The sequence below is a fragment of the Micromonospora sp. NRRL B-16802 genome, from assembly GCF_001279555.1.
GTDB classification, from domain to species: Bacteria; Actinomycetota; Actinomycetes; order Mycobacteriales; family Micromonosporaceae; genus Micromonospora; species Micromonospora profundi.
On record NZ_LGEB01000001.1, the window covers coordinates 277,637 to 301,454 of the forward strand.

A 23,818-nucleotide genomic window follows, 5' to 3' on the forward strand; every position below is an offset into this window, starting at 1 on the left:
CTGCCGGACGAGGGGCGGCTGGCGGTCGGTGGGCGCAACTGACCGGTAACCAACCGGCGCGGTTCGCGGTCTACGCTTGCCCGGTGAAGGTGGAGCAGCAGGCGCGGGGCGCGGTGGGTGCGGGCCGGCGCCGGTCCCGCAAGGACGAGATCCTGGAGATCGCTGTCGGGCTGTTCGCCGCCCGTGGTTATCACGGTGTGTCGATGGACGACATCGGCGCGGCGGCGGGGGTCACCGGTCCGGCGCTCTATCACCATTTCGCCGGCAAGGAGGCCATGCTGGCCGCCGCGCTGATCCCGGTCAGCGAAGGGTTGCTGGCCGGCGGGCGGGAACGCTCCGCCGGGCACCCGGACGACCCGCGCGGCGTGCTGGAGTCGCTTATCGACTTCCATGTCGAGTTCGCGCTTGCCAACCCGGCGGTGATCGCGCTGCACCTGCACGAGTTGGACCGCCTGCCGGAGGAGCCGCGGCGGCGCATCCGCCGGCTCCAGCGGCTCTATGTCGAGGAGTGGGTGACAGTGCTTACCGCGCTGCACCCGGGCATGCCCGACGGTGAGGCGCGGGTGCTGGCGCATGCCGCTTTCGGCCTGATGAACTCGACTCCGTTCCTCGGTGGCGAGGTCGATCGGCAGCGTCGGGCCGAGTTGCTGCGCGACGCCACCCTCGCCGCGCTGCTCGCCTGAGCCGACTCGTCAGAAGCGGTCCGGTCATGGTTCCCTGACAGGCGTCCCGACATTCGGACACTTGGAGGAAACATGATCGAGTCACTGCTGGTCGCCAATCGGGGCGAGATCGCCCGCCGGATCATCCGGACCGCCAAGCGGCTCGGCATCCGCGCGATCGCGGTGTACTCGGAGGCTGACGCCGACCTGCCCTTCGTCGTCGAGGCGGACGAGGCGGTCCTCATCGGCCCGCCGAACCCGACGCAGAGCTACCGCAACACCGAGGCGATCCTCGCAGCCGCGAAGTCCACAGGTGCGCAGGCCATCCACCCCGGCTACGGGTTCCTGTCGGAGAACGCCGAGTTCGCCCGTACCGTCGAGTCTGCCGGGTTGATCTGGGTCGGCCCCGGCGCGGACGCGATCACCGCGATGGGCGACAAGATCAATGCTCGGAATCTGATGGCCGCGGCGGGGGTGCCTGTCGCTCCCGGGACCACCGACCCGGCCGCCGACCTGGACGCGGCGGTGACCGCCGCCGCGGAGATCGGCTATCCGGTGATGGTCAAGGCCGCGGCCGGTGGCGGCGGCATGGGCATGGGCGTGGCCGCCGACGAGGGCGCGCTGCGCATCGAGTACGACAAGGTGCGCGCGTTCGCCGAGCGGATGTTCGGCGACGGCTCGGTGCTGATCGAGCGGTTCTTCCCCCGGGTACGCCATGTCGAGGTGCAGATCCTCGGCCTCGCCGACGGTCGGGTTGTGGCGCTCGGCGAGCGGGAGTGCTCGGTGCAGCGACGCAACCAGAAGTTGGTCGAGGAGTCGCCGTCCCCGGCGGTCTCGCCGGAGCTGCGCGACCGCCTGCTGGCGGCGGCAGTGCGGGCCGGTGAGGCGGTGAAGTACCGCAACGCGGGCACCGTCGAGTGCCTGTTGGTCCCGCGCGAGCCGGACGCTGCTGGCGCTGTTCCTGACTCCGAAGACTTTTTCTTCCTGGAGATGAACACGCGGCTTCAGGTGGAGCACCCGGTGACCGAGTACGTCTACGGCGTCGACCTGGTCGAGGAGCAGTTGCGGGTGGCCGCCGGCCTGGCGCCGACGTTCGACCCGGACGCTTTGTCGCCGCGCGGGCACGCCATCGAACTGCGGGTCAACGCAGAGGACCCGAAGCGTTTCCTGCCCGGCCCCGGCAAGGTCACGACCTGGGTGGAGCCCACCGGCGAGGGCATCCGGGTGGACTCCGGGTACGTCGAGGGCAACACCGTCACGCCGTTCTACGACAGCCTGTTGGCCAAGCTGATCGTCAGCGGTGCCAGCCGTGACGAGGTGATCGCCCGTGCGCGGGACGCGGTCGCCGGGTTCCAGATCGTCGGCCCGAAGAACAACCTGCCCTTCTTCGCCGAGTTGCTGGAGAACGAGGAGTTTCTCTCCGGCGCCTACGACACGGCGATCGTCTCCCGCATGCGCTGAGCCCTCGGGCGGCCGCCGGTCGTCGCGCTGTCCCCCCGCCCCCCGCCCCCGGCCCCAACCCTCCGTCCCGACCCGACGTCACAGCGAGGTGACCGAATGACCCAGTTGCCAGATTCCGTCTCGATCCGCGAGGTCGGCCCGCGGGACGGGTTGCAGAACGAGGACCCGATCCCCGCCGACGCCAAGGTGCGGCTACTCGACGCGCTCTCCGGCACCGGCGTACGCCGGATCGAGGCGGTGTCGTTCGTACACCCGAAGGCGATCCCGCAGATGGCCGACGCCGACGAGGTGTGGCGTCGGGCGACGAAGGCCGAGGGGGTGCGTTACTCGGCGCTGGTGCCCAACACCAGGGGTGCCCAGCGGGCGTTGGCCGCCGGGTTCACCGAGATCGAGGTGGTGGTGTCGGCGAGCGACACGCACAACCGGCGCAACGTCAACCGCGCCACGGACGAGTCGCTCGACGACATCGCCGAGCTGATCGACCTGCTGCACGGTGCTTCCGCACGGGTCGAGGTGATCGTGGCGACAAGCTTCGGCTGCCCGTACGAGGGGGATATCGACCCGCAGCGGGTGGCCGGCATCGTGGACCGGGTGGTCCGCGACGGCGCGGACCGGGTGGCGTTCGGCGACACCACGGGCATGGCCACTCCGCGTCGGGTCCGCGAGCTGCTGACCGCGGTACGCGACCGCAACGCGCACGTGCCGGTGCTGCTGCACTTCCACAACACCCGGGGCACCGCGCTGGCCAACCTGCTGACCGCCTTGGAATTGGGGGTGACCGAGTTCGACGCCAGCGTGGGCGGCCTCGGTGGCTGCCCGTACGCGCCGGGCGCCAGCGGCAACCTCGCCACCGAGGAGGCCGTGCACATGCTTCACGACATGGGCATCGACACCGGCATCGACCTGGCGGCCCTGATCGAGGCGGCCGAGCTGGCCGAGGAGTTGCTCGGCAAGAAGCTGCCCTCCGGCGTACTGCGGGCGGGTCCGCGTACCCGATTGACGCCGATGCCCGACTGACGGGCCGTGACGTGGTGGAGGGGCCGGCAGAGTGCCGGCCCCTCCGTCGTTTCGGCCAGGTCAGCTCACGGAGGTGAGCATGCTCGGCCAGCTGTCCTGGAAGACGTCCGCTCCGGCGCGGTCGGCGCTGCGTTCGGTGGCGGCGAAGGTGCCGGCGAAGAGGTTGCTCACCCGGTTCGCCTCGGCGCTGCTCGGGTACGCGTTGGTGCAGCTGGTGCCGGCGCTGCCGCCGGACATCAGCAGCGAGCAGTTGCCGTTGTAGTTGTCCGGCAGGCCGAGGATGTGCCCGATCTCGTGGGTCATGATCCGCAGCACGCTGTACTGGGCGGCCTGCTGGGTGTCGATGTAGACCCGGCCGTTGCCGAGGCTGGTCCGCACGGCGTACGAGCCGCCACCGGTGATCCGGTAGATCCGCAGGTTCGAGCCGCAGTTCGCCGAGAGCGTCAGGTTGACTGTGGCGTTGTTCCAGATCGAGGCGGCCTGGTTGGCGACGCTGGCGTAGCTTCCCGCCTGGCTGGTGTTGTAGCAGATGGTCATGGCGGCGGACGCGGGCGAGGGGTTGGCGACCGTGATGCCGAGGGTGGCGAGCGCCGTCGCGAGCGATGCGACCGCGAGCCGCTTGAGTCGTGAGGTCATCGCTGACTCCTTATCCGGGAGGGGGTGTCAGGAGCCTAGCGCCAAACATCAATCCATTTCAATGTCTAGGTTGAGAGGTTGGCTGCTCCCCGCGCGGGTCGCCGAGGGGCGCGCGAATGCGATAGCCTAACGATCGTTCAGGTCAGTACGGCGAGGGAGTCGGCGTGACGCTCGACGGTGAGGCACTGGAGCAACTGCGCAAGCGGGCCCGGTCCGGCGGCGCGGACAAGTACCACGCGGCCAACGCCGCCAAGGGCAAGCTCTTCGCCCGCGAGCGGGTCGCCCTGCTCGTCGACGAGGGCTCCTTCGTCGAGGACGGCCTCTACGCCAACGCGCTCGCCGACGGGCTGCCCGCCGACGGCGTGGTCACCGGCACCGCCACCATCGACGGCCGACAGGTCTGCCTGATGGCGAACGACTCCACGGTCAAGGCCGGCAGTTGGGGCGCCCGCACGGTCGAAAAGATCATCCGGATCATCGAGCGCGCATACTCCACAAGCGTCCCGATGGTCTACCTGGTCGACTCGGCCGGCGCGCGGATCACCGACCAGGTCGACCTTTTCCCCGGACGGCGCGGCGCCGGCAAGATCTTCTGGAACCAGGTGCGTGCCTCCGGCTCGATCCCGCAGGTCTGCGCGCTGTTCGGCCCGAGCGCCGCCGGTGGGGCCTACATCCCGGCGTTCTGCGACGTGGTCGCCATGGTCGACGGCAACGCGAGCATGTACCTCGGCTCCGACCGGATGGTCGAGATGGTCACCGGCGAGAAGACCACGCTTGAGGCGATGGGCGGGGCCAAGGTGCACACCGCCGAGTCCGGCGTCGGGCACTTCCTCTGCAAGACCGAGGCCGACGCGCTCGACGTGGTGAAGACCTACCTGTCGTACCTGCCGGCCAACTGGACGCAGCAGCCGCCGACCGCCCCGGCGGTCGACGCGCCCGCGAAGGCCGACCTGGCCGCGCTGGTGCCGGCCAGCGAGCGGCAGGCGTTCGACATGCGCCGGTACGTCAAGGGACTGCTCGACGAGGGGTCGTTCTTCGAGATCCAGGCGCTCTGGGCCAAGGAGCTGACAATCGGCTTCGGTCGGCTGAACGGCGAGGTCGTCGGCGTGCTCGGCAACAACTCGATGTTCAAGGGCGGGGTGCTCTTCGTCGACTCCGCCGACAAGGCGACCCGGTTCGTGCAGCTCTGCGACGCGTTCAACGTGCCGCTGCTCTTCCTCAGCGACGTGCCGGGCTTCATGGTCGGCAGCGCCGTCGAGAAGCAGGGCATCATCCGCCACGGCGCAAAGATGATCACGGCGATCTCCGAGGCGACAGTCCCGAAGATCTGCGTGGTGGTCCGCAAGGCGTACGGCGCGGGCCTCTACGCGATGGCCGGCCCCGGGTTCGAGCCGGACGCCACAATCGCGCTGCCCACCGCGAAGATCGCGGTGATGGGGGCCGAGGCAGCGGTGAACGCCGTCTACGCCAACAAGATCGCGGCGATCGGGGACGAGGCCGAGCGGGCCGCCTTCGTGGCCGCCAAGCGGGCCGAGTACGAGCAGGACATCGACGTCGTCCGGCTCGCGAGCGAGCTGGTGGTGGACGCCATCGTCGAGCCGCACGACCTACGCGCCGAGCTGATCCGTCGCTTCGCGGCGGCACGCACGAAGGACCGTACGTTCTCTCGGCGTCGGCACGGCGTCACCCCGGTCTGATCCCCGACCACCCGCACAGCGACCGCCCGGCGTCACGAGCGCACGGCGGCCGTCCACACAGGAGGACTGAGATGGACTTCCGGCTCACCGACGAACAAGCGGCGCTGCGGTCCAGCGTGCGGGACTTCGCGCGCGAGGTGGTCGCCCCTGTCATCGCCGAGCACTACGAGCAGCACACCTTCCCGTACGAGGTGATCCGGCAGATGGGCAAGATGGGCCTGTTCGGCCTGCCCTTCGCCGAGGAGCACGGCGGCATGGGCGGCGACTACTTCGCGCTCTGCCTGGCCCTTGAGGAGTTGGCGCGGGTCGACTCCAGCGTGGCGATCACGCTGGAGGCGGCGGTGTCGCTCGGCGCGATGCCGATCTACAGGTTCGGCACCGAGGAGCAGAAGGCGACCTGGCTGCCGAAGCTGCTCAGCGGCGAGGCGCTTGCCGGCTTCGGGCTCACCGAGCCGGGCACCGGCTCCGACGCCGCAGGCACCCAGACGCGCGCCGTGTTGGACGGCGACGAGTGGGTCATCAACGGGTCGAAGGCGTTCATCACCAACTCGGGCACCGACATCACGGCACTCGTCACAGTCACCGCCGTGACCGGCACCAACCCGGACGGCTCGAAGGAACTGTCGACGATCATCGTGCCCACCGGCACGCCCGGTTTCAGCGTGGCGCCTGGTTACTCCAAGGTGGGCTGGACCGCCTCGGACACCCACGAGCTGACCTTCGACGACTGCCGGGTGCCGGCGGCCAACCTGCTCGGTGCGCGGGGTCGGGGCTTCGCCCAGTTCCTGCGGATCCTCGACGAGGGTCGGATCGCCATCGCCGCGCTGGCCGTCGGGCTCGCGCAGGGCTGCGTCGACGAGTCGATCAAGTACGCGAAGGAGCGGCAGGCATTCGGCCGGCCGATCGGTGCCAACCAGGCGATCCAGTTCAAGATCGCCGACATGGAGTTGAAGGCCCACACCGCCCGGCTGGCCTACTACGACGCCGCCGCGCGGATGCTGGCCGGCGAGCCGTTCAAGCGGCAGGCCGCCATCGCCAAGCTGCACGCCAGCACCATCGCCGTGGACAACGCCCGCGAGGCCACCCAGATCCACGGCGGCTACGGCTTCATGAACGAGTACCCGGTGGCCCGCTTCTGGCGGGACTCCAAGATCCTGGAGATCGGTGAGGGCACCAGCGAGGTGCAGCGCATGATCATCGCTCGCGACCTGGGTCTCTGACCCGCGCGGGCACCCGGGAGGCGAGCGGTTCAGCCACCTGTCCAGGCCGAGTTGTCCGTTCGGCTGTCGGATATCGGCGAGCGGGCGTCGGGAGCCAGACGGTCGACTGCCATCAGTCGGCGTCGAACCGTACTCTTCGTGCCCATGACTCCGGATCAGGACTGGTCGCGGAGCCCGGCTGGTCGTACCCGGCTGCCGGAGCTGCTCCGCACGCACCGGCGTGCTGCCGAACTGACCCAGGCGGAGCTGGCGTCCCGAGCCGGGGTGGGCGTGCGGACCGTACGCGACCTGGAACGCGGCCGATCGGTCCGGCCGCAGCGCACCACCGTCGAGCTGCTCGCCACGGCGTTGGAGCTGACCGGAGCCACCCGTGCGGCGTTCCTGAGCGCGGCCCGGGGCACCGCCGGTGGTGAACCTCCGCAGCCGGAGGGCGGTGCGGTAGCCGGCGACACGGAGGCGACAGCCGCACCGGCAGCCCTTCCGCCTCCGGTCGCCCTGATCGGCCGCGACCGCGACGTCAGCGAGCTGGCCGAGATGCTGATCGCCGAGCGCGGCCCTCGACTGGTGAGCCTGGTCGGGCTGGCCGGCGTCGGCAAGACCGCGCTCGCCCTGGCCGTGGCACACGCGGCAGCCCGCGCGTATCCGGCCGGCGTCGCCGGTGTGCTGGTCGGTGAGGGTTCGGACGGGCCGGACGTGCTCGCCGGCGCGATGACAGTGCTGGGCGAGGCCCGGCTACCGGAGCTTGCCGCCCGATTGTCCGGCCGGCCGGCACTGCTGGTGATGGACGCGGTGGAGCGGGCCCCCGGCCCGGTCGCCGAGACGCTGCACCGGTTGACCACAGTGGTGCCGTCGCTGCGGGTGCTCGTCACCGGGAGACACCCGGTCGGTCTGCCCGGCGAACGGGTCTGGCCGGTGGCCCCGCTCGAGGTGCCACCGCCTGACGCCCAACACTCCGGCCCGGCCACGCTCGGTTCCTGGCCCGCGGTCGCGCTGTTCATCGCCCGGCTCGCCCAGGTCCGCCGGGAGCCGCCCACACCCGAGGAGTTGCCGGCGTTGGCCGCGCTGGTTCGCCGACTGGGTGGACTGCCGCTTGCCATCGAGCTGATGGCCGCCCGGGGCCGGCTGCTCGACCTCACCGAGCTGCTCGACCGGTACGGCGACCGGGTGCTCGACCTGACCACCCCCGCCGATCCGGCTGCCCACCCCGGATGGGACGCGCCCGAGTCGACAACCAACCGCCAGTACGGCACCGATGCCATCCGTACGCCTGTGGCGGTCACCCTGCGGGATGCCGTGGCGAGCAGTTACCGGCTGCTCGCGCCCGATGAGCGGGACGCGTTGCGGCGGCTCGCCATGTTCGGCAACCGGTGGTCGGTGGAGTTGGCCGAGGAGATGCTTGCCGACGCGGGCGACCAGGAAGGAACTGTGGCGATCGACCCGGTTCCTTTGCTGGACCGGCTCGCCGAACTCGGCCTGTTGAGCGTACGTGGCACCGGGCCGTTCCGGTTTCGGCTGCTCGACGCCGTCCGTGAGTTCGCTGTCGAGCAGGCGGTCGGCGCCGGCGAGTTGGCCTGCCTCCGGCGCCGGCACGCGGAGGTGATCGCCCGTCTGGTGGCGCGTACCGCCGGCGACCTGGCTGGCCCTCGACTGCTCGACGCGGTGCACCGGCTGGACGAGGCGGCAAGCGACATCAGTTCGGCGCTGACGCACGCGGCCACCGACGATCCGCTTACCGCTCTGCGACTGGCGGCCTGCCTGACCCGCTGGTGGCGGTTCCGGGGGCGCGACGTGACCGGCCGGCAGTGGCTGCGGCGTCTGCTGGCCGACCCGCGGACTGTCGACGCGGACCCGATCCTGCGCGGTTGGGCGAGTCTCGGGGTGGCGCGGCTCGCTGCCGAGCATGGCGCGGAGGCCGACGAGTTGCCCACGGCACGGACCGCGCTGGACCTGTTCCGGCAGGCGGGCGACGTGACCGGCGAGCTGGAGGCCCGGAGTGTGCTGGGCGCGCTGCTGACGAGCGTCGGCGCGCACGACGAAGCCCGCGAGCAGGCGGAGTCGCTGCTCCGGCTGGCCACGCGCAACGGGCGTACCCGGGACGTGGCGGTGGCGCAGAACAGCCTTGCCTGGCATGAGATCCGGATTGGTGATCTGGCTGCGGCGCACCGTCGGCTGGCGGCCGTGGTCCGGCTCGCCGCCGAGGGCGGTGAGCCACGGTTGCGGGTGCTCGCCTGGGCCAACAGGGCCGAGGTCGCCCGCCTTGAGGGCCGGTACGCCGATGCCGTGGACCAGGGGCGGCGGGCGGTGGCGGCGCTGTTCGAGTTGGGTGATCCGGGTCAGCGGCGTCGTGTGCTGGGGACTGTCGGGCTGGCGCTCGCCCAGGACGGGCGTGTCGTGGAGGCGGCCGAGGTGCTCGCCGAGCTGCGTACCGGGGTCTCCGAGGCGACGCTTGCCGCACCTGGTCGACGGTGGGGGCGGCGGGCCGGGCCGCCGCGACCACGCTCGGATGACGCGGTGCTGTCGTGGGGCGGGCCGGAGGCGGGCATCTGCGCGTTGATCGAGGGCAATCTGGCCCTGCACCGGGGTGACCGGGAGTTGGCGGCCGAGTGGTTCGCCGCCGCTGCCGAGGCCGGTCACGATCGGCGGGACGTCGTGGAGGCGCTGGTGGGGCTTGCTGCGAGCACGGGGGACCCGGTTGTTCTCGATCGCCTCGACCGGGCCTGTGAGGAGAGCGGCATCCGGTTGTTGCCGCAGGAGTCGGGCTTGCTCTACGCGCTGACGGCTGGACGGAGCGGGCCGCCGGGCCAGTAGCCGACGGGGCAAGGGTCGGCGGTGGATCGTTTCCGGCGCGGGTTGTGACGTCCGTCGGGCGGGAGTGGCGCGGGCGAAAGCCCCCTTGGTGCTACCCCTCGCTGTCCGCCCGCGCCGTCACCCCCCGGTGAATCCCCGGTGTCTGCCAGCCTGCCACCGCCACCCGGGCGTAAAGGTGCTCTTCGTGAGGTTTGTCCGGTGGTCAAGACCAGTTCTGCCGGTCTTTCTGCCGGTGCCGGCACCACTCCCGGGTGGTTTCATACGGCGGGAGTGGCCGGCGGGTCAGGCCGTACCGTCGGGCTCCTCGATGTCGACCAGCTCGTGCTCCGGCGTGACGTCGTCACTGCCGGCGGTGGCACCGGGATGTACGGCGTCCCGTACGCGGCGCAGGCCGTCGAGCAGTGCCGCAAGGGCGTCGGGGTCGAGTTGACCGGTGAACCACTGCTCGATGATCAGCAGGTGTCCGGGCATCGTCTCGTCGAGCCGCTGCATGCCGGCCGCAGTGACCACCGCGTACGAGCTGCGTCGATCGTTGGGGCAGGCGCGGCGGGTGAGTAACCCGTCGCGTTCCATCCTGTCCACCACCCGGGTCACCCCGCTTGTGGACAGGGAGGTCTGGGCGGCCAGGTCGGTCATCCGTAGTTGGTTGCCCGGCGAGCGGGCCAGTCGGGTGATCACCTCGAACTCGACAGCGGACAGGCCGTGCTCTTCCAGTTGGGCGGAGAACCGGGCCGACAGCCCAGCATGCGCCTCGTAGAGCAGGCCGACGGCAGTGATCCGAGGATCGTCGAACACGTTTGTCACTCGCTCATCCTACCAGTTATTGACACGGGGAATATTGTTAGAGGTATAGTTGCTCAGGCAGTCATTAGGCTACTGAACGAAATCTTCCTGGAGGCTCCAGCATGACCAGCAGCACCGATGCGGTTACCCGCGACTGGGACGGCCTTACCATCCCGGCGCCCGGCACCTACGTGCTGGACGCGGCGCACAAGCGGGTCGGCTTCGTCGTCCGGCACATGATGGTGAGCAGGGTCCGCGGTGAGTTCAACGAGGCAACCGCCACCATCACCGTCGCCGAGGACCCGTTGCAGTCCTCGGTCGTCGCGACCATCCAGGGTGCCAGCATCGACACCACTCAGGCCGACCGGGACGCGCACCTGCGCAGCCCCGAGTTCCTGGAGGTCGAGAAGTACCCGACCCTGGAGTTCCGCAGCACCGGCGTCAAGTCCCGCCGTGGCAACGAATTCGTCCTCAACGGTGAGTTGACCATCAAGGACGTCACGCGTCCGGTCGAGCTTGAGGTGGAGTTCGAGGGCGTCGGCCGCAGCCCGTTCGGGCAGGACATCTTCGGCTTCTCCGCGAGCACCGAGATCGACCGCGAGGAGTTCGGCCTGACCTGGAACGTCGCCCTGGAGACCGGTGGCGTGCTGGTCGGCAAGAAGATCAAGATCGAGATCGAGGGCGAGGCCATCCGCCAGGCCTGATCCCCCCGGATCACCGGTACGCCGGGCCCACGCCGTACGTTCGGCGTGGGCCCGGCGTCGTCTCGGGTCCGTGTGAATTGTCACGAGCTGTTCGCATCGTCATCGGGTCGGACAGGTCTCGGCGGGGTACAGATGGCGCCACGAGCGTGCTCGCTCCGGTCGGCGTCGGATCACCGCCGTAGGCCCCTGGCCCTGGCCAGGCGAGCGCTCCTAACGTGGTGGTTCACAATGCGCTTTCCGGGACGGCAGGATCCCGACCGCGCCGGCGTCGGGAGGACACAATGGGCAGGGACGTCTCGCAGGGCGCCTTCACCCGGGAGGACCGCGTCCGCTACCGGCAGAAGGTCCGGCGGTGCCTGGACGTCTTCGCCCTGATGCTCGACGACTTCGGGTTCGACGCCGACCGGCCGATGACCGGCCTGGAGATCGAGCTCAACCTTGTCGACTCGGCGGCCGAGCCGGCGATGCGTAACGAGGAGATCCTCGCCGACATCGCCGATCCGCTCTTCCAGACCGAGCTGGGGCAGTTCAACCTGGAACTCAACGCCGAACCCCGGCTGATCGAGGGCACCGGCTTCGCCGACTACGAACACGACCTGCGCAGCAGCCTCTCCCGAGCCGACGAGCGGGCCGCCAAGTCCGACGCGAAGATCGTCCTGGTCGGCATCCTGCCCACTCTCACCGAGGGCCACCTGGTGGAGGACAACCTGTCCACAAACGAGCGCTACCGGGTGCTCAACGACCAGATCGTCGGTGCCCGAGGTGAGGCCATCGAGCTCGACATCCGTGGCGTCGAGCAGTTGCAGACGCACACCGACTCGATCGCCCCCGAGGCGGCCTGCACCAGTCTCCAGTTCCACCTCCAGGTCGCGCCGGACAGCTTCGCCGACTACTGGAACGCGTCCCAGGCCATCGCCGGGGTGCAGGTGGCCGTCGGCGCCAACTCGCCGTTCCTGTACGGCCGCCAACTCTGGGCCGAGACCCGGATCGCCCTGTTCAAACAGGCAACCGACACCCGTCCGGACGAGCTGAAGGCCCAGGGAGTACGCCCCCGGGTGTGGTTCGGCGAGCGCTGGATCACCTCGATTTTCGACCTCTTCGAGGAGAACGTCCGCTACTTCCCGCCACTGCTGCCGATCTGTGAGGACGAGGACCCGGTGGAGGTGCTGCACGCAGGTGGGGTGCCCGAGCTGGGTGAGCTGCGGCTGCACAACGGCACTGTCTACCGGTGGAACCGCCCGATCTACGACATCATGAACGGCCGCCCACACCTGCGGGTGGAGAACCGGGTGCTGCCGGCCGGCCCGACGGTTGTCGACATGTTGGCCAACGCGGCCTTCTACTTCGGGCTGGCCCGCGGCCTGGCCGAGTCGGACCGGCCGATCTGGAGTCAGCTCACGTTCAGCTCCGCCGAGGAGAACTTCCACGCGGCGGCCCGGCGCGGCCTGGACGCGGTGCTGCACTGGCCCCGCCTCGGCGACGTACCGGTCACCAAGCTGGTGCTGGACCAGTTGCTGCCCACAGCGGCCACAGGCCTGGACGGGTTCGGTGTCGACCCGGCGCAGCGGGACCGGCTGCTCGGCATCATCGAGCAGCGCTGCCGGACCGGCCGCAACGGCGCCGTGTGGCAGACCGAGGCGGTCTGGGCGGCGGAGCGACGCCGGGGGATGGACCGGACAGCGGCGCTGCACCACATGGTCCAGCGCTACGCCGAACTCCAGCACAGCAACGAACCGGTCCACACCTGGCCCGTCGACTGACCCGACCGCCCGGTCGTGGCGCACGCGTACCGGGAGAAGGCCGCCCACCGCTGGTGATCGGCGCAGGCAGGGTCAGTCGGTGCCGGGGCGGCTCGGCCGGCGACGCCGGCTGCTCGGGGCGGAACTCTCGGCCGGCTCGCCGCCGATGGCGTCGGCCGGATCCGATAGATCCGGGTCCGTGCGTGGTGCCGGCACCTGGGGTACGCCGTCGCGGCGCGGAGGAACGGCGCTGCCCCGGGTCGGGGATGCGTCGGCGTCGCGTGGCCGGGGCACTGCGGCGTCCCGGCTCCGGGATCGCGTCGCCCGGCTCGTCGGCGGGGCGGAGGCGGTGGCGTCCTGCGCGGCGGTGAGCCCGTCCGACGGCTCGGCCGAAAGCGCCCCGACCGTCGACGTCGACCGAGGGTCGGCCCCCGGAGCTGTGCCGGTGGCCGGGGGCGGACCGGCATCTGCTGCCGGGTCCACCGCCGCCGGTTCCGATGTGGTCGCCTCCCGGCTGGCTGCCCGACGCCGGTCGGCGCGCTCGGCCAAGACGGCGACCAGCACCGAACCGCCGATGCCGGCGATCACCGCGTAGGGGGCGATGAGCTGCGTGGAGAACTGCGCGGGGCCCAGCGTCGCCCAGCGCGGCACGGTGGTCAGGTAGGCGAGCGCCACGAGGAGCGGGCCGGCCGCGCCGGAGGCCGCCGCGCCGACCCGATGCCCGCCCGCGCGTGCGGCGCGGCGTGCGGCGAGCGCACCGATCAGCAGAGCGGGAATGAGCGCCAGCAGCGCGCCGGGCCAGTAGAGCTGCCCCCCGATCCAGTACCGCGCGTGGTCCGGGTCGAGCTGCCAGGTGCCGAGTTGGGCGCCGGTCAGCCCGCGTCCGACGCGTACTCCGTCGACCACCGACACCACCGCGAGCAGCCAGAGCCAGGCGGCCGTGACGGTGACGTTCAAGGCGGCGGTACGCGAGCGCAGCGCCCACAGCGCGACGAGGACGCCGATCAGGATGCCCAGCGTCGCGTGCAGGGCGGCCACCCGCTGCGGCACGCTGGTGTCGGCACCCACCGCGACCCGGGCCGGCACGGCGACAAGCAGAACGGTGACCAGCCCACCCAGCCCTGCGGCGAGCGCCAACGCAAGGCTGCGGAGCAGACCGTCCCGTTCGCCGCGCTGCGGGTCTGCCTCCCGCGTCGACCGACCTGCCGTCGTGTCCTGAACCTTGTCGGTGCCTTCGACCGGTGGCGTCCGACCTGCCTCGACCGCCGTCGACTCCGCACGGTCGGGCTCGGCCGTCGGGGTCGGCTCAGCGCTTGTCGCAGGCGCGGGTACGGAACGGTGGTGCAGCCGCTGTGCGCAGACCGCACCGAGCACTGTCGAGCTGGCGGCGAGCCAACTTGCCCAGGCGAGGCCGTCCGCCCAGGCCGTGTCGTTGGCTCCGGCGTCGGTGGGTGTCCAGGTGATGACGCCCAGTCCGTAGCCGAAGCCCAGCTGCGCCGCGCCCGCGCCGGCAGCGACCCCGACCGCTGTCACGATCGATACTCCCCAGCCCCGTCTGGCCATGCCGGGCAGCGTAACGTCCCGTCGTCGACGCGGCGAGTCGCAGCGACCCGCCGGTTTGTACTGTCAGCACAACGGGTTGGGCGGCAGACGGTACGGTCGCCGGTGATGAGGCGGTGGGCGGTATGACGGACGCGGACACGGGTCGGCAGGATTCCACCGGAAGCGGCGGCGGTGGCCGGGCCAGCGTGCTGCTCGGCGGCGGGCTGGTCGCCGTACTCCTCGTGGCTGTCGGTGCGACAGGCGGTTGGCTGCTGGCCGGCGAGGGCGACACGTCCCAGGCTGATCGGCAGGCGGCGGCGAGCGCGACCCCCACGCCGACGGACCGGGTCACCCCGTCCCGACCGGCCGCGGGCCGGACCACTCCCGCCGCACCTCGGACGTCCGCCACCACCAAGGCGGCGGGGCTGACAGTGCCACCGGTCATCGGTACCGACTTCGAGCAGGCACGGGAAACGCTGCGCAAGCAGCGGCTGGGCTGGAGACTTGTCTTCGGCACCGGCAGCGGCCGCACAGTCGAGAGCACCTCGCCGGCCGTCGGCACCCAGGTGACCCGGGGCACCACAGTGCAACTTCAGGTGGCCGGCCCTGCACCGGCCGCCGAGGTGCCCGACGTGGTCGGCGACGAGTGCGCCGAAGCGGCCGACGACCTGGTCGACGCGGGTCTCTACCCGCGCTACCGCAGTGGGCGCAGCGGTGAGGTCAGCCGGCAGGACCCGGCCGAGGACGGCCCGGCCCGCTGGAACGACGAGGTCAGCATCTGGTGCGGGGCGGCACCGGGCCAGCCGACGACAAAACCCACCCCCTGACCGGCCGGCCCACCGGCGTACCCGCTCGGCCAGGCGAGCGCGGCCGACCGTCCTGCGGCACGCGGTTCACGTCGCTGATCCCGGCCCAGGTCGACCTGGGCGGTTAGGTTGGCGGTCGAGGGCCGTGCCGCCCGCCCGGTTCGGGAAAGGACGTGCGATGAGCGACGACCGCCAGGAGCCGCCCACCGGGGAGCCCGACGACGACCGGACGCACGCCCTACCGCCCCCGAAGCCCGAAGCGTCGCCGGACGAGACCGTGCCGTTCGACCGCACTGCGGCGGCTGGGCGTTCCGGGTCGCCGGACGAGACGATGCCGATCGACCGGACCGCAGCCGCTGGGCGTGAAGCGTCGCCGGAGCAGACCGTGCCGTTCGACCGGGCGGGGCCGGCGGGCGACCGGACGGCGCGGATGCCTGTCGAGCGGTCGACGACGCCGCCGTGGTCCGGGCGCGCCGAGGTGCAGGCGCCCCGGCCGGCCGAGCCCACCGGAGACTGGTACGTCGAGGAGCAGGGTGGCCGGCGCTGGTGGCTGCCCATCCTCTGGGGTGTGCTCGCCCTACTCCTCGCCGGACTGCTCGGCGCGGCGGTGTGGGTCCTGCTCGACGCGCGGGATGACGACCCCGACAACCCCGGGCCGACTCCGTCGCTGCCGTCGGCCACTGCTACCTCGGCAGCGCCGACCAGCGCCGCGCCCACATCGGCGGCACCGACAAGTGCGACGCCGAGCAGCCCACCGACGAGCGCCCCGCCGGAGCAGGTGCCGGTGCCGCCGCTGACCGGCCTGACACAGGCCACGGCGGAAGGGCTGCTGGACCGGCTCGGCCTGGCCTACCGGGTGGTGTACCGACAGTCGGAGTTGCCGCCGGGCACTGTGGTGAGCACCGAGCCGGAGGCCGGCACGTCCGTGTCGACCGACGAGGAGGTGCTGCTGGTGATCTCGCAGGGGCGGCCGTCGACGGGTACCGGCTCGGCCAGCCCGAGCCCGACGGGCACGCCGTGACCGCCGGGACCGGCATGCCGTGACCGGCGCTCACCACATCCGGCGGCGGGTGCCGACCAGACCGAGACCGGCCAGCGAGATGGTGAGGCCGAAGAGGCCGGACCAGAACAGTGAGCGGCGGACGTCCGTAGCGGTGTGCCTGGCCGGGGCCGCGTCGGTGGTCTCCTGCTGGCCGTTGGACTGACCGCCGGCACCGGAGCCGGCGGCCGGGCCGGTCGTTTCGGGCTGTTCCTCCGGTGGTTCGGCGCCGATCCAGCCGGCTGCGTCGTCAGCCGGGTCGGAGTCGACCACGGTGATCTCGGGAGCCGGCACCGGAGTGACCAGGCGTGTGGACGACAGCGCCGGGTCGCGGGCCAGGACCACGAGGATGGTCACGGCCCCGAGCAGGGCGAGAAGTCCGAGAGCACAGGTGATACGGGAGCGGTGGTGCCGCCGCATGGCGGGCTGATTGACCATGAACCATCCCAGGCTCAGGGTCCTGGACGTGCGGGTGGAACGGTGCCGGGGTGGGCGTACCAATTCTATGGCGACGGCACGCCCACCGGCGGCGGATCGGGCTGGTCAGCCAACTGCAACCGGGGTACGGGCCACCGACCGGCGGGCCCGTACGGTGTGCGGGCGGGGCTGCGGTGCGGCCTGCACCTGGTGCAGCCCGTCCCGCTGAACGAAGATCGACCGTCGGTTGACCGCGTCGCCAGCGGTGTTGAGTTCGTAGCCGTCGAGCCAGAGCCAGCCATCGTAGGTCGGCCACTCGAGCACCCGGATCACCCGGAACATGATGGGCCTGAGGAACTGGACACTCGCCGCGCGAGTCACATGCAGTACGTCACCGGAGCGGGGAAGCACATGGGCTCCTGGGAGGGTCGGCCGGCGGGGTGCCGGCGGTGACTGTCGGGGACGTCATGGCCCGGTGACGGGGTCGCGCCTCGTGGGCCGGTGGTGCGGGATGGCGGTGGTCGGGCCGTACCCGCTGGTGGCGTGCCGCCACCCGACCATCACCTGACCGCCTCCGGGAACCGCGCCCACCGCCACAGCCGGCTGGCTTGCAGCGGTGGGGTCTTTACCCTGGGGGCAGATCCGTGTGTCGCTGGCCCGGCCCGTGCCCCGAGCAGCGCCCCGGGTCACCACACCCGGAGAGCGGATCGGAACGCTGAGTGATCCGTGCCATACGGACAGAGTGCATCAGTGACGTGCTTCATGCAAGTTGCACGTCGACTTTTGCCAATACGTGAGTCCGACACGCAAACCGCTGCTTGAAGGCATACGCGTGCTGGCGTCACACTGGGGGCCGGTTTCGCCGTCGCGGCCGTCCGATGCCGGGCACCACACCCCTCGCCGCGAACGCCCGCCGGTCGACGGTCGCGCCTCCGGCGGGCGGCAGCCAGTGGCGCGTCGACCGGAGGTAGCCCGAGTGGGGTCGAGCAACCAGCGGAAGCCTCGGACGCAGAGGTCGCGCGATGAGTGAGCGGCGCAGCCCGACCATCAGGCGGCGGAGGCTCGGTGCGGAGTTGCGCCGGCAGCGGGAGTCGGCGGGCATCACCATCGAGGTCGTCGCCGAGCAGTTGGAGTGCTCGGCGTCCAAGGTCTCCCGGATCGAGACCGGGCACACCACTGCCACCCCGCGCGACGTGCGGGACATGCTGCGGATCTACGGCGTGGTGGGCGCCGAGAGCGACGAACTCGTGCAGATCGCCCGGGAGGCCCGGCAGAAGGGCTGGTGGCATCCGTACAGCACCGTGCTCGTCGGGGCGTACGTCGGGCTGGAGGCCGCCGCGAGTTCGATCCGGGCGTACGAGCAGCAGGTGGTCCCCGGTCTGTTGGAGACCGAGGAGTACGCCGGTGCGATGATCCGCGCCGCCCGCCCGGACTTCACCGCCGACCAGGTGCACCAGCGGGTGCGTGTCCGTCTCGGCCGCCAGTCGTTATTGACCCAGGACGATCCGGTCGATCTGTGGGTGGTGCTCGATGAGGCGGTGGTAAGCAGGCCGGTGGGCGGGGACGAGGTGATGCGTGGCCAGCTCAGGCGGTTGGTCGAAGTGGCCGAGTTGCCGAACGTGACGCTACAGATCCTGCCCTTCGAGGTGGGAGCGCACGCCGGCATGGACGGGACCTTCACGATCCTCAGCTTCCCCGAGCCCGGTGATCCGGATGTGGTGTACGCGGAGAACGCCACGGGTGGGCTCTTCCTCGAGAAGAGCGACGAACTGCAGAAGTACAGCTTCATCTTCGATCACATCCGTGCTGCGGCCATTCGTCCGGAGGAGTCCGTCGCACACATCGCAAAACTGGCAGAGGAGCCGAGATGGCGACCAAGGGGTTCCCCGTGGACCTGACGCAGGCAACGTGGTTCAAGAGCTCGAAGAGCGGGCCGAACTGTGACAACTGCGTGGAGGTGGCGTACGTGACCGGGGCTGTCGGAGTTCGGGATTCGAAGGACAAGGCCGGACCGGCGCTGGTCTTCGCTCCCGGTGACTGGCACGCCTTCGTCGCCGGCGCCAGGGGTGGTGTGTTGAGCGCGTCCTGACCCGGAGGTCAGCTGAGGTCCCCGTCCGGCCCCGACCGGGCGGGGACCTTCCGCGTCCCCGATTGCGGGCTGCCGGGCCGCCGGATCGACAGGTGCGGGTGAGGTTCCGCCGGGATTCCCGTCGCCACAGCGGGTCCGCCTCGTTGAACCGGTCGGTACGGCGCTGATCACGACCGCCGCACCGACCGCACCCGAACGAGGTAGGCGAGACGGATGACGACGATCGGTTCAGACAACCTCACCAACGGTCCGGGTAAGCCGGAGCGGTTCGGTGGCAAGTACCGCGGGGCACGTCGGGACACCGTACTGACCGAGGTGGTCTCGACCGAGCAGGAGTTGAACGGCCGGGAGTCGACGGACTCCGAGGCGGGCGATGCACCGCTCTCGCTGCCCTCGCTGGACCCGAACCCGCTAGTCGAGCCGTCGTTCCCGCCGACCGGCTGGCCGGTGGAGCCCACCGCGTCGCTGGCCGACCACCCGCTGCTGCGTGGCCTGCTCATGGAGTTGCCCCCGAAGGGCAGCGTGCCGCCGCCGGGTTGGCTGGACCGCTGGTTCGAGGCGACCCGGGCGATCCTGGAGTTGCTATACGTGCAGGGGTCCGGTCGCCCGCGCTGAGCGTGGCGCGGCCTGCTGGGTCCGCTCGGCGAGCCGGTTGTGCCGAAGTGCGTGCCGGACGCCGATGGCCGCCACCGCGAGTGCGCCGACGGTGATCGCCGGCCCGGCGACCCCGGGCTCCGCGCCGAGGTCCGCGCCGGCCGCCGCGATCACCGCGGGCATTGTCGCCAGGGCGGTCACCTGCAACGGCAACCCGACGAGCGGGTGCGCCGCAGCAGCGCGCAGCCCGTGCGGGGCGGGCGTGCCGGGTGCCGTATCGAACGCGCCGGCCCCGGCCCGGAGTCGGCGGATCCGCCGCAGGGAGCAGATTGCCACCACGAGCGCCGGCCCGGTGGCGAGGGCGAGGGCGGCGGCGGCCCGGTCGACAGGCGCGGTGCCGGCGCTGAACAGCCCGCCGACGGCCACCGCCGCGACGAGCGTCACGCCGGTCAGTGCCAGTGCCAGCAACAATCCGGTACGCCGTCGCAGCGCGCTCGCGTCGCGCAGCCGGGGCAGTCGGTCGGCCAGGACCCCGGCGGCCAGCCAGACGGCGGCTACCGGCAACAGGATGGCGAGCTGACTTTCCATGTCGGAGAGTCTTTCCCGATTCGACGCTCAGCGAATCCGGGCCGGTCCCCGGTTCGCCCCGGAAGCCCGCCCCGTAGGGGGTCATCCCATCAAGGTGATGGACGTTTCGACATGTTTCTTGGCCGACCGTGCCGATCTACCCTCAGCTCGATCGGCAAGTGTCGATTGAGTTGATCGGTGGCCGCGTTTCGCCGCCGGTCGGAGGGAGGTAGGGAAATGGGTCTTCCACGCAGGTCCGTACTGGTCGGGGTGGCAACGGCGACAGTGCTGGCCGTCGGTACCCCCGCCCTGGCCGCCGAGCCCGTCGGCGTGGTCCGGGAGGCCGGCGGAGCCACCGCCGTGCAGGACAGCTACATCGTCGTCCTCAAGGACAGCGCCGTCACCCGCAGCCGGGTCGGCGACGCCGCGAAGCGGCTGACCGGCAGGCACGGAGGGTCGATCGCCCGCACCTACGGTACGGCGCTGCGTGGCTTCGAGGTCACCGTCAGCGCGAAGGCGGCGGCCCGGATCGCCGCCGACCCGGATGTGGCGTACGTCGAGCAGAACCACACCGTGTCGATCTCCGGAACGCAGGCCAACCCGCCCTCCTGGGGTCTCGACCGGATCGATCAGCGCAACCGGCCGCTGGACAGCTCCTACACCTACCCGAACACGGCGAGCAACGTGCACGCTTACATCATCGACACCGGCATCCGCTTCGCCCACAGCGACTTCGGCGGCCGGGCGACCTCCGGCTTCGACGCTGTCGACGGCGGAGCGGCCGACGACTGCAACGGGCACGGCACGCACGTCGCCGGCACCGTCGGCGGTTCCGCGTACGGCGTCGCCAAGGGAGTTCAACTCGTCGGCGTACGGGTGCTGAACTGCTCCGGCAGCGGCACCAACGCCGGTGTGATCGCCGGCGTCGACTGGGTCACCCAGAACGCGATCAAGCCGGCCGTGGCGAACATGAGCCTCGGCGGTGGCGCGAACAGCTCCCTGGACACAGCGGTTCGCAACTCGATCGCGTCGGGTGTGACGTACGGCCTCGCGGCAGGCAACGACAGCGGCGCCAACGCCTGCAACACCTCGCCGGCCCGCACCGCCGAGGCCATCACCGTGGGCTCGACGACGAACACCGACGCCCGTTCGTCGTTCTCCAACATCGGCACCTGCCTGGACATCTTCGCGCCCGGGTCGTCGATCACGTCGGCCTGGCACACCAGCAACACCGCGACCAACACGATCAGCGGCACCTCGATGGCCACCCCGCACGTGGTCGGCGCGGCTGCCCTGGTAGCCAGCGCAAACCCGAGCTGGAGCCCGCAGCAGGTCCGGGACCAGCTTGTCGCCAACGCGACCCCCAACGTCGTGACCAGCCCCGGCACCGGCTCACCGAACCGGCTGCTCTACGTCGGCAGCGGCGGCACCACTCCGCCCCCGCCCACCGGCTGCACCGGCACCAACGCCACCGACGTGACGATCCCGGACGCCGGGTCGGCCGTCACCAGCGCGATCACCATCTCCGGGTGCGGCCGTAGCGCGTCGTCGGCCTCCACTGTGGCGGTGAACATCGTGCACACGTACCGCGGTGACCTGGTCATCGACCTGCTCGCCCCGGACGGTAGCTCGTACCGGTTGAAGAACTCGGGCTCGGACAGCGCCGACAACGTGATCGCCACGTACACGGTCAACCTGTCCAGCGAGGCCGCCGACGGCACGTGGCGGCTCCAGGTTCGTGACGTGTACTCGGCCGACACCGGCTACATCAACAGCTGGACCCTGACTGTCTGACCGGTCCCCGTACGACACGAGGCCCCACCCGAAGCGGGTGGGGCCTCGCGCCGTACGCGAAATCGGGAAGGGGTCAGACCGCGAAGGTCGCCGGTCGCTCGGTGGCCGGGGCCGGCGGGCGGGCCTTCCACAGGCCGGTCTTCTGCCCGGCCAGCCGGGTCAGGTAGGCGGGGTTGAGGATCACGTAACGCTTCCAGAGGCGCTTCGGCTCCAGACCGAGCCGCCAGAACCATTCCAGGCCGGCGCGCTGCATCCACGGCGGAGGCTGGCGCAGCAGCCCGGCGTGGTAGTCGAAGGCCGCGCCGACCGCCATCAGCGGCATGTCCAGCAGCGGCCGCATGGCGTACGCGAAGACCTCCTGGCGCGGGCAGCCGAGCCCGACCAGGACGAGCCGGGCGCCACTGGACCGGATGCGGTCGGCGATCTCGGCGTCCTCGCCCGGCTGGACGGCACGGAACTTCGACGGCTCCACTCCGGCGATCTTCAGCGCCGGGAACATCCGCTCCAACGCGGGGATCAGCTTGGCAAGCGTCTCCTCGGTCGAGCCGTACAGGTAGACCGGCAGTCCCTCGTCGGCGAAGCGGGAGAGCACGTGCAGGGTCAGTGTCGGCCCGTAGACCCGATCGGTGAGCCCGGCGTCGTGCAGCAGGTTGAGCGCCCAGCGCACCGGCTGCCCATCCGGGGTGACCACGTCGAAGGAGTTGAGCCGCGCGTTGTGCGGCCGGTCCAGTACGCCAGTCATCACGCCGTGCACGGCCAGCGCGGTGAGCGCGAACGGGCGCCGCTCGTGCGCCGCGGTCACCACCGCGTCGGTGGCCGAGGTGTAGTCGGTGGCGTCGACCAGGACGCCGAGCACGTTGCGCTTGCTCTGTGCGGTCATGACTGCGGCACCCACTTGTCCACGTTGGCCTCGTAGATCTCCCGCAGGATCATCGGCACGTCGTACGTGATCTTCCAGTCCGGGTAGTGCCCCTCGAAGCGGCCCATGCTGCTCACGTACCACTGGTGGTCGCCGGTGCGGGCCTGCTCGACGTAGTTGATCCGCGCCTCGCGGCCGGTGATCTCCTCGGCGACGCGGAACGCCTCAATGTGCGACGTGTTGGAGTGCCGGCCGCCGCCCAGGTTGTAGACCTCGGCCGACCGGGGCGCCCGGAAGAACGCCTCGAACGCGGTCAACACGTCGTGCGAGTGGATCGCGTCGCGGACCATCTTGCCCTTGTAGCCGAACAGGTTGTACGTCCGGCCCTCCATGACGCAGCGCATCAGGTACGCCAGGAACCCGTGCAGTTCGGCGGCCGAGTGCGCCGGGCCGGTGAGCGTGCCGCCCCGGAAACAGGCGGTCTTCATGTCGAAGTAGCGGCCGTACTCCTGAACCATCACGTCCGCGGCGACCTTCGAGGCGCCGAAGACCGAGTGCAGCGAGTGGTCGATCGACATGTCCTCGGTGATGCCCTCGTACCAGCGGTGGTCCTCGGGCAGCTCGTACCGGGTGTCCAGCTCGACAAGCGGCAGGTTGTTGGGCCGGTCGCCGTAGACCTTGTTCGTCGAGCAGTGGATGAACGGCGCGTCGATGGCGTGCCGCCGCGTGTTCTCCAGCATGTTGAGCGTGCCGCCGGCGTTCACGTCGAAGTCCGTGTACGGCTCCTTGGCCGCCCAGTCGTGACTCGGCTGCGCCGCGCTGTGGATCACCACGGCGATGTCCGGGCCGTACTTCTTGAAGACCTGCTCAAGGCCGTCGCGGTCCCGGATGTCCACGGCGAAGTGGGTGTACGAGTCACCCAGGTCCCGGCTCAGCCGCTCCAGGCTCCACGAGGTGGAGCCGTCCTCGCCGAAGAAGTACCGGCGCATGTCGTTGTCGATGCCGACGACGTCCAGGCCGAGACCGGCGAAGTGCCGGACCGCCTCGGAGCCGATCAGACCACCCGAGCCGGTCACCAACGCGACAGTCACACGCCACTCCTGGTCCATCGGAGGCAGAATCCATCGGAGCATAGCGTGATGTCCGGCACGCCCCGATACGACGGAAGGGCCCCGCATTCCGCGGAGCCCTCGTCTCTGGTGGGGATGGGGGGAGTTGAACCCCCACGCCCTTTCGGGCACACGGACCTGAACCGTGCGCGTCTGCCATTCCGCCACATCCCCGTGGCACAACCCGGACCACTCTAGCTGCCCTGAGCCCGCTGTCTCCAACAGGACCCCGGAGATACTAGGCTGTTCCGGGTGCTCGCCTCGACCGGTTACCG

General features: G+C 70.9%; 22 protein-coding genes and 1 tRNA gene. 14 read left to right on the forward strand and 9 right to left on the reverse strand.

What is annotated here, in order from left to right:
- Nucleotides 1-113: 113 nt before the first annotated feature.
- The 3 genes from ADK66_RS01310 to ADK66_RS01320 all read left to right on the forward strand — a co-directional run bounded on the left by ADK66_RS01310 (nucleotide 114) and on the right by ADK66_RS01320 (nucleotide 3,140).
- Entirely contained in the window at nucleotides 114-683 is a 570-nt protein-coding gene (locus ADK66_RS01310; RefSeq protein ID WP_157552169.1) for a TetR/AcrR family transcriptional regulator, read from the forward strand.
- A 72-nt stretch (nucleotides 684-755) separates the two neighbouring features.
- Nucleotides 756-2,123, forward strand: coding sequence for an acetyl/propionyl/methylcrotonyl-CoA carboxylase subunit alpha (locus ADK66_RS01315; protein ID WP_053651756.1), 1,368 nt, complete (start codon nucleotides 756-758; stop codon nucleotides 2,121-2,123).
- A 96-nt stretch (nucleotides 2,124-2,219) separates the two neighbouring features.
- Nucleotides 2,220-3,140, forward strand: coding sequence for a hydroxymethylglutaryl-CoA lyase (locus ADK66_RS01320; protein WP_053651758.1), 921 nt, complete (start codon nucleotides 2,220-2,222; stop codon nucleotides 3,138-3,140).
- Nucleotides 3,141-3,200: 60 nt separating this feature from the next.
- Here ADK66_RS01320 and ADK66_RS01325 read toward each other — a convergent pair whose 3' ends face one another.
- Nucleotides 3,201-3,776 (reverse strand): snapalysin family zinc-dependent metalloprotease, encoded by a 576-nt coding sequence (locus tag ADK66_RS01325; protein ID WP_053651760.1) that lies wholly within the window; start codon nucleotides 3,774-3,776, stop codon nucleotides 3,201-3,203.
- Between the two features lie 164 nt (nucleotides 3,777-3,940).
- On the opposite strand from ADK66_RS01325, the gene ADK66_RS01330 reads away from it, so the two are divergent.
- The 3 genes from ADK66_RS01330 (at nucleotide 3,941) to ADK66_RS01340 (ending at nucleotide 9,501) form a co-directional block, all read left to right on the forward strand.
- Complete coding sequence (locus tag ADK66_RS01330) at nucleotides 3,941-5,473, forward strand: acyl-CoA carboxylase subunit beta (protein WP_053651762.1); 1,533 nt, start codon at nucleotides 3,941-3,943, stop codon at nucleotides 5,471-5,473.
- Between the two features lie 71 nt (nucleotides 5,474-5,544).
- Complete coding sequence (locus tag ADK66_RS01335; protein ID WP_053651763.1) at nucleotides 5,545-6,693, forward strand: acyl-CoA dehydrogenase family protein; 1,149 nt, start codon at nucleotides 5,545-5,547, stop codon at nucleotides 6,691-6,693.
- Nucleotides 6,694-6,837: 144 nt separating this feature from the next.
- Nucleotides 6,838-9,501 (forward strand): helix-turn-helix domain-containing protein, encoded by a 2,664-nt coding sequence (locus tag ADK66_RS01340; protein WP_053651765.1) that lies wholly within the window; start codon nucleotides 6,838-6,840, stop codon nucleotides 9,499-9,501.
- 282 nt (nucleotides 9,502-9,783) lie between these two features.
- Here ADK66_RS01340 and ADK66_RS01345 read toward each other — a convergent pair whose 3' ends face one another.
- Nucleotides 9,784-10,305, reverse strand: coding sequence for a MarR family winged helix-turn-helix transcriptional regulator (locus tag ADK66_RS01345; RefSeq protein ID WP_053651767.1), 522 nt, complete (start codon nucleotides 10,303-10,305; stop codon nucleotides 9,784-9,786).
- A gap of 101 nt (nucleotides 10,306-10,406) precedes the next feature.
- Here ADK66_RS01345 and ADK66_RS01350 point away from each other — a divergent pair, with 101 nt between their 5' ends.
- Both ADK66_RS01350 and ADK66_RS01355 read left to right on the forward strand, forming a co-directional pair.
- Nucleotides 10,407-10,988 (forward strand): YceI family protein, encoded by a 582-nt coding sequence (locus ADK66_RS01350; RefSeq protein ID WP_053651769.1) that lies wholly within the window; start codon nucleotides 10,407-10,409, stop codon nucleotides 10,986-10,988.
- 281 nt (nucleotides 10,989-11,269) lie between these two features.
- Complete coding sequence (locus ADK66_RS01355; RefSeq protein WP_053651771.1) at nucleotides 11,270-12,748, forward strand: hypothetical protein; 1,479 nt, start codon at nucleotides 11,270-11,272, stop codon at nucleotides 12,746-12,748.
- A gap of 72 nt (nucleotides 12,749-12,820) precedes the next feature.
- Here ADK66_RS01355 and ADK66_RS01360 read toward each other — a convergent pair whose 3' ends face one another.
- Nucleotides 12,821-14,290, reverse strand: coding sequence for a hypothetical protein (locus ADK66_RS01360; RefSeq protein WP_231639865.1), 1,470 nt, complete (start codon nucleotides 14,288-14,290; stop codon nucleotides 12,821-12,823).
- Nucleotides 14,291-14,412: 122 nt separating this feature from the next.
- Here ADK66_RS01360 and ADK66_RS01365 point away from each other — a divergent pair, with 122 nt between their 5' ends.
- The gene (locus ADK66_RS01365) at nucleotides 14,413-15,096 is read left to right on the forward strand and encodes a PASTA domain-containing protein (protein ID WP_053651775.1); all 684 of its coding nucleotides are present in this window, start codon (nucleotides 14,413-14,415) and stop codon (nucleotides 15,094-15,096) included.
- A 157-nt stretch (nucleotides 15,097-15,253) separates the two neighbouring features.
- Nucleotides 15,254-16,096 (forward strand): PASTA domain-containing protein, encoded by an 843-nt coding sequence (locus ADK66_RS01370; RefSeq protein WP_053651778.1) that lies wholly within the window; start codon nucleotides 15,254-15,256, stop codon nucleotides 16,094-16,096.
- A 30-nt stretch (nucleotides 16,097-16,126) separates the two neighbouring features.
- Here the strand turns inward: ADK66_RS01370 and ADK66_RS01375 are convergent, their stop codons facing one another.
- The gene (locus ADK66_RS01375) at nucleotides 16,127-16,552 is read right to left on the reverse strand and encodes a hypothetical protein (RefSeq protein WP_053651780.1); all 426 of its coding nucleotides are present in this window, start codon (nucleotides 16,550-16,552) and stop codon (nucleotides 16,127-16,129) included.
- A 105-nt stretch (nucleotides 16,553-16,657) separates the two neighbouring features.
- Entirely contained in the window at nucleotides 16,658-16,942 is a 285-nt protein-coding gene (locus tag ADK66_RS01380; protein WP_053651782.1) for a hypothetical protein, read from the reverse strand.
- 611 nt (nucleotides 16,943-17,553) lie between these two features.
- Here ADK66_RS01380 and ADK66_RS01385 point away from each other — a divergent pair.
- From ADK66_RS01385 to ADK66_RS01395, 3 genes are all read left to right on the forward strand, one after another.
- The gene (locus ADK66_RS01385) at nucleotides 17,554-18,429 is read left to right on the forward strand and encodes a helix-turn-helix transcriptional regulator (protein WP_053651784.1); all 876 of its coding nucleotides are present in this window, start codon (nucleotides 17,554-17,556) and stop codon (nucleotides 18,427-18,429) included.
- Entirely contained in the window at nucleotides 18,399-18,620 is a 222-nt protein-coding gene (locus ADK66_RS01390; RefSeq protein WP_053651787.1) for a DUF397 domain-containing protein, read from the forward strand. Before ADK66_RS01385 ends, ADK66_RS01390 begins: the two co-directional genes overlap by 31 nt.
- Before the next feature lie 213 nt (nucleotides 18,621-18,833).
- Complete coding sequence (locus ADK66_RS01395; RefSeq protein ID WP_053651789.1) at nucleotides 18,834-19,235, forward strand: hypothetical protein; 402 nt, start codon at nucleotides 18,834-18,836, stop codon at nucleotides 19,233-19,235.
- Here the strand turns inward: ADK66_RS01395 and ADK66_RS01400 are convergent.
- Nucleotides 19,203-19,802 carry a hypothetical protein gene (locus tag ADK66_RS01400; protein WP_053651791.1) on the reverse strand — a complete coding sequence of 200 codons (600 nt, stop codon included), beginning with the start codon at nucleotides 19,800-19,802 and terminating at the stop codon, nucleotides 19,203-19,205. The genes ADK66_RS01395 and ADK66_RS01400 overlap by 33 nt on opposite strands.
- 216 nt (nucleotides 19,803-20,018) lie before the next feature.
- Between ADK66_RS01400 and ADK66_RS01405 the strand changes: the two genes are divergently transcribed.
- Nucleotides 20,019-21,575 carry a S8 family serine peptidase gene (locus tag ADK66_RS01405; RefSeq protein ID WP_053651793.1) on the forward strand — a complete coding sequence of 519 codons (1,557 nt, stop codon included), beginning with the start codon at nucleotides 20,019-20,021 and terminating at the stop codon, nucleotides 21,573-21,575.
- Between the two features lie 73 nt (nucleotides 21,576-21,648).
- Here ADK66_RS01405 and ADK66_RS01410 read toward each other — a convergent pair whose 3' ends face one another.
- The 3 genes from ADK66_RS01410 to ADK66_RS01420 form a co-directional block, all read right to left on the reverse strand.
- The gene (locus ADK66_RS01410) at nucleotides 21,649-22,455 is read right to left on the reverse strand and encodes a WecB/TagA/CpsF family glycosyltransferase (RefSeq protein WP_053652339.1); all 807 of its coding nucleotides are present in this window, start codon (nucleotides 22,453-22,455) and stop codon (nucleotides 21,649-21,651) included.
- Nucleotides 22,452-23,567, reverse strand: coding sequence for an NAD-dependent epimerase/dehydratase family protein (locus ADK66_RS01415; protein ID WP_053651795.1), 1,116 nt, complete (start codon nucleotides 23,565-23,567; stop codon nucleotides 22,452-22,454). Before ADK66_RS01415 ends, ADK66_RS01410 begins: the two co-directional genes overlap by 4 nt.
- Before the next feature lie 64 nt (nucleotides 23,568-23,631).
- A tRNA-Leu gene (locus ADK66_RS01420) sits at nucleotides 23,632-23,717 on the reverse strand.
- Nucleotides 23,718-23,818 lie beyond the last annotated feature (101 nt).

What these genes read in the sequence shown, in the direction of transcription:
- ADK66_RS01390 (WP_053651787.1), top strand. Translation starts at nt 18,399, where the DNA reads ATGGCGACCAAGGGGTTCCCCGTGGACCTGACGCAGGCAACGTGGTTC.
- ADK66_RS01315 (WP_053651756.1), top strand. Translation starts at nt 756, where the DNA reads ATGATCGAGTCACTGCTGGTCGCCAATCGGGGCGAGATCGCCCGCCGG.
- ADK66_RS01415 (WP_053651795.1), bottom strand. Translation starts at nt 23,567, where the DNA reads ATGCTCCGATGGATTCTGCCTCCGATGGACCAGGAGTGGCGTGTGACT.
- ADK66_RS01385 (WP_053651784.1), top strand. Translation starts at nt 17,554, where the DNA reads ATGAGTGAGCGGCGCAGCCCGACCATCAGGCGGCGGAGGCTCGGTGCG.
- ADK66_RS01335 (WP_053651763.1), top strand. Translation starts at nt 5,545, where the DNA reads ATGGACTTCCGGCTCACCGACGAACAAGCGGCGCTGCGGTCCAGCGTG.
- ADK66_RS01360 (WP_231639865.1), bottom strand. Translation starts at nt 14,290, where the DNA reads ATGGCCAGACGGGGCTGGGGAGTATCGATCGTGACAGCGGTCGGGGTC.
- ADK66_RS01395 (WP_053651789.1), top strand. Translation starts at nt 18,834, where the DNA reads ATGACGACGATCGGTTCAGACAACCTCACCAACGGTCCGGGTAAGCCG.
- ADK66_RS01405 (WP_053651793.1), top strand. Translation starts at nt 20,019, where the DNA reads ATGGGTCTTCCACGCAGGTCCGTACTGGTCGGGGTGGCAACGGCGACA.
- ADK66_RS01400 (WP_053651791.1), bottom strand. Translation starts at nt 19,802, where the DNA reads ATGGAAAGTCAGCTCGCCATCCTGTTGCCGGTAGCCGCCGTCTGGCTG.
- ADK66_RS01340 (WP_053651765.1), top strand. Translation starts at nt 6,838, where the DNA reads ATGACTCCGGATCAGGACTGGTCGCGGAGCCCGGCTGGTCGTACCCGG.
- ADK66_RS01350 (WP_053651769.1), top strand. Translation starts at nt 10,407, where the DNA reads ATGACCAGCAGCACCGATGCGGTTACCCGCGACTGGGACGGCCTTACC.
- ADK66_RS01370 (WP_053651778.1), top strand. Translation starts at nt 15,254, where the DNA reads ATGAGCGACGACCGCCAGGAGCCGCCCACCGGGGAGCCCGACGACGAC.
- ADK66_RS01375 (WP_053651780.1), bottom strand. Translation starts at nt 16,552, where the DNA reads ATGGTCAATCAGCCCGCCATGCGGCGGCACCACCGCTCCCGTATCACC.
- ADK66_RS01325 (WP_053651760.1), bottom strand. Translation starts at nt 3,776, where the DNA reads ATGACCTCACGACTCAAGCGGCTCGCGGTCGCATCGCTCGCGACGGCG.
- ADK66_RS01410 (WP_053652339.1), bottom strand. Translation starts at nt 22,455, where the DNA reads ATGACCGCACAGAGCAAGCGCAACGTGCTCGGCGTCCTGGTCGACGCC.
- ADK66_RS01355 (WP_053651771.1), top strand. Translation starts at nt 11,270, where the DNA reads ATGGGCAGGGACGTCTCGCAGGGCGCCTTCACCCGGGAGGACCGCGTC.
- ADK66_RS01320 (WP_053651758.1), top strand. Translation starts at nt 2,220, where the DNA reads ATGACCCAGTTGCCAGATTCCGTCTCGATCCGCGAGGTCGGCCCGCGG.
- ADK66_RS01365 (WP_053651775.1), top strand. Translation starts at nt 14,413, where the DNA reads ATGACGGACGCGGACACGGGTCGGCAGGATTCCACCGGAAGCGGCGGC.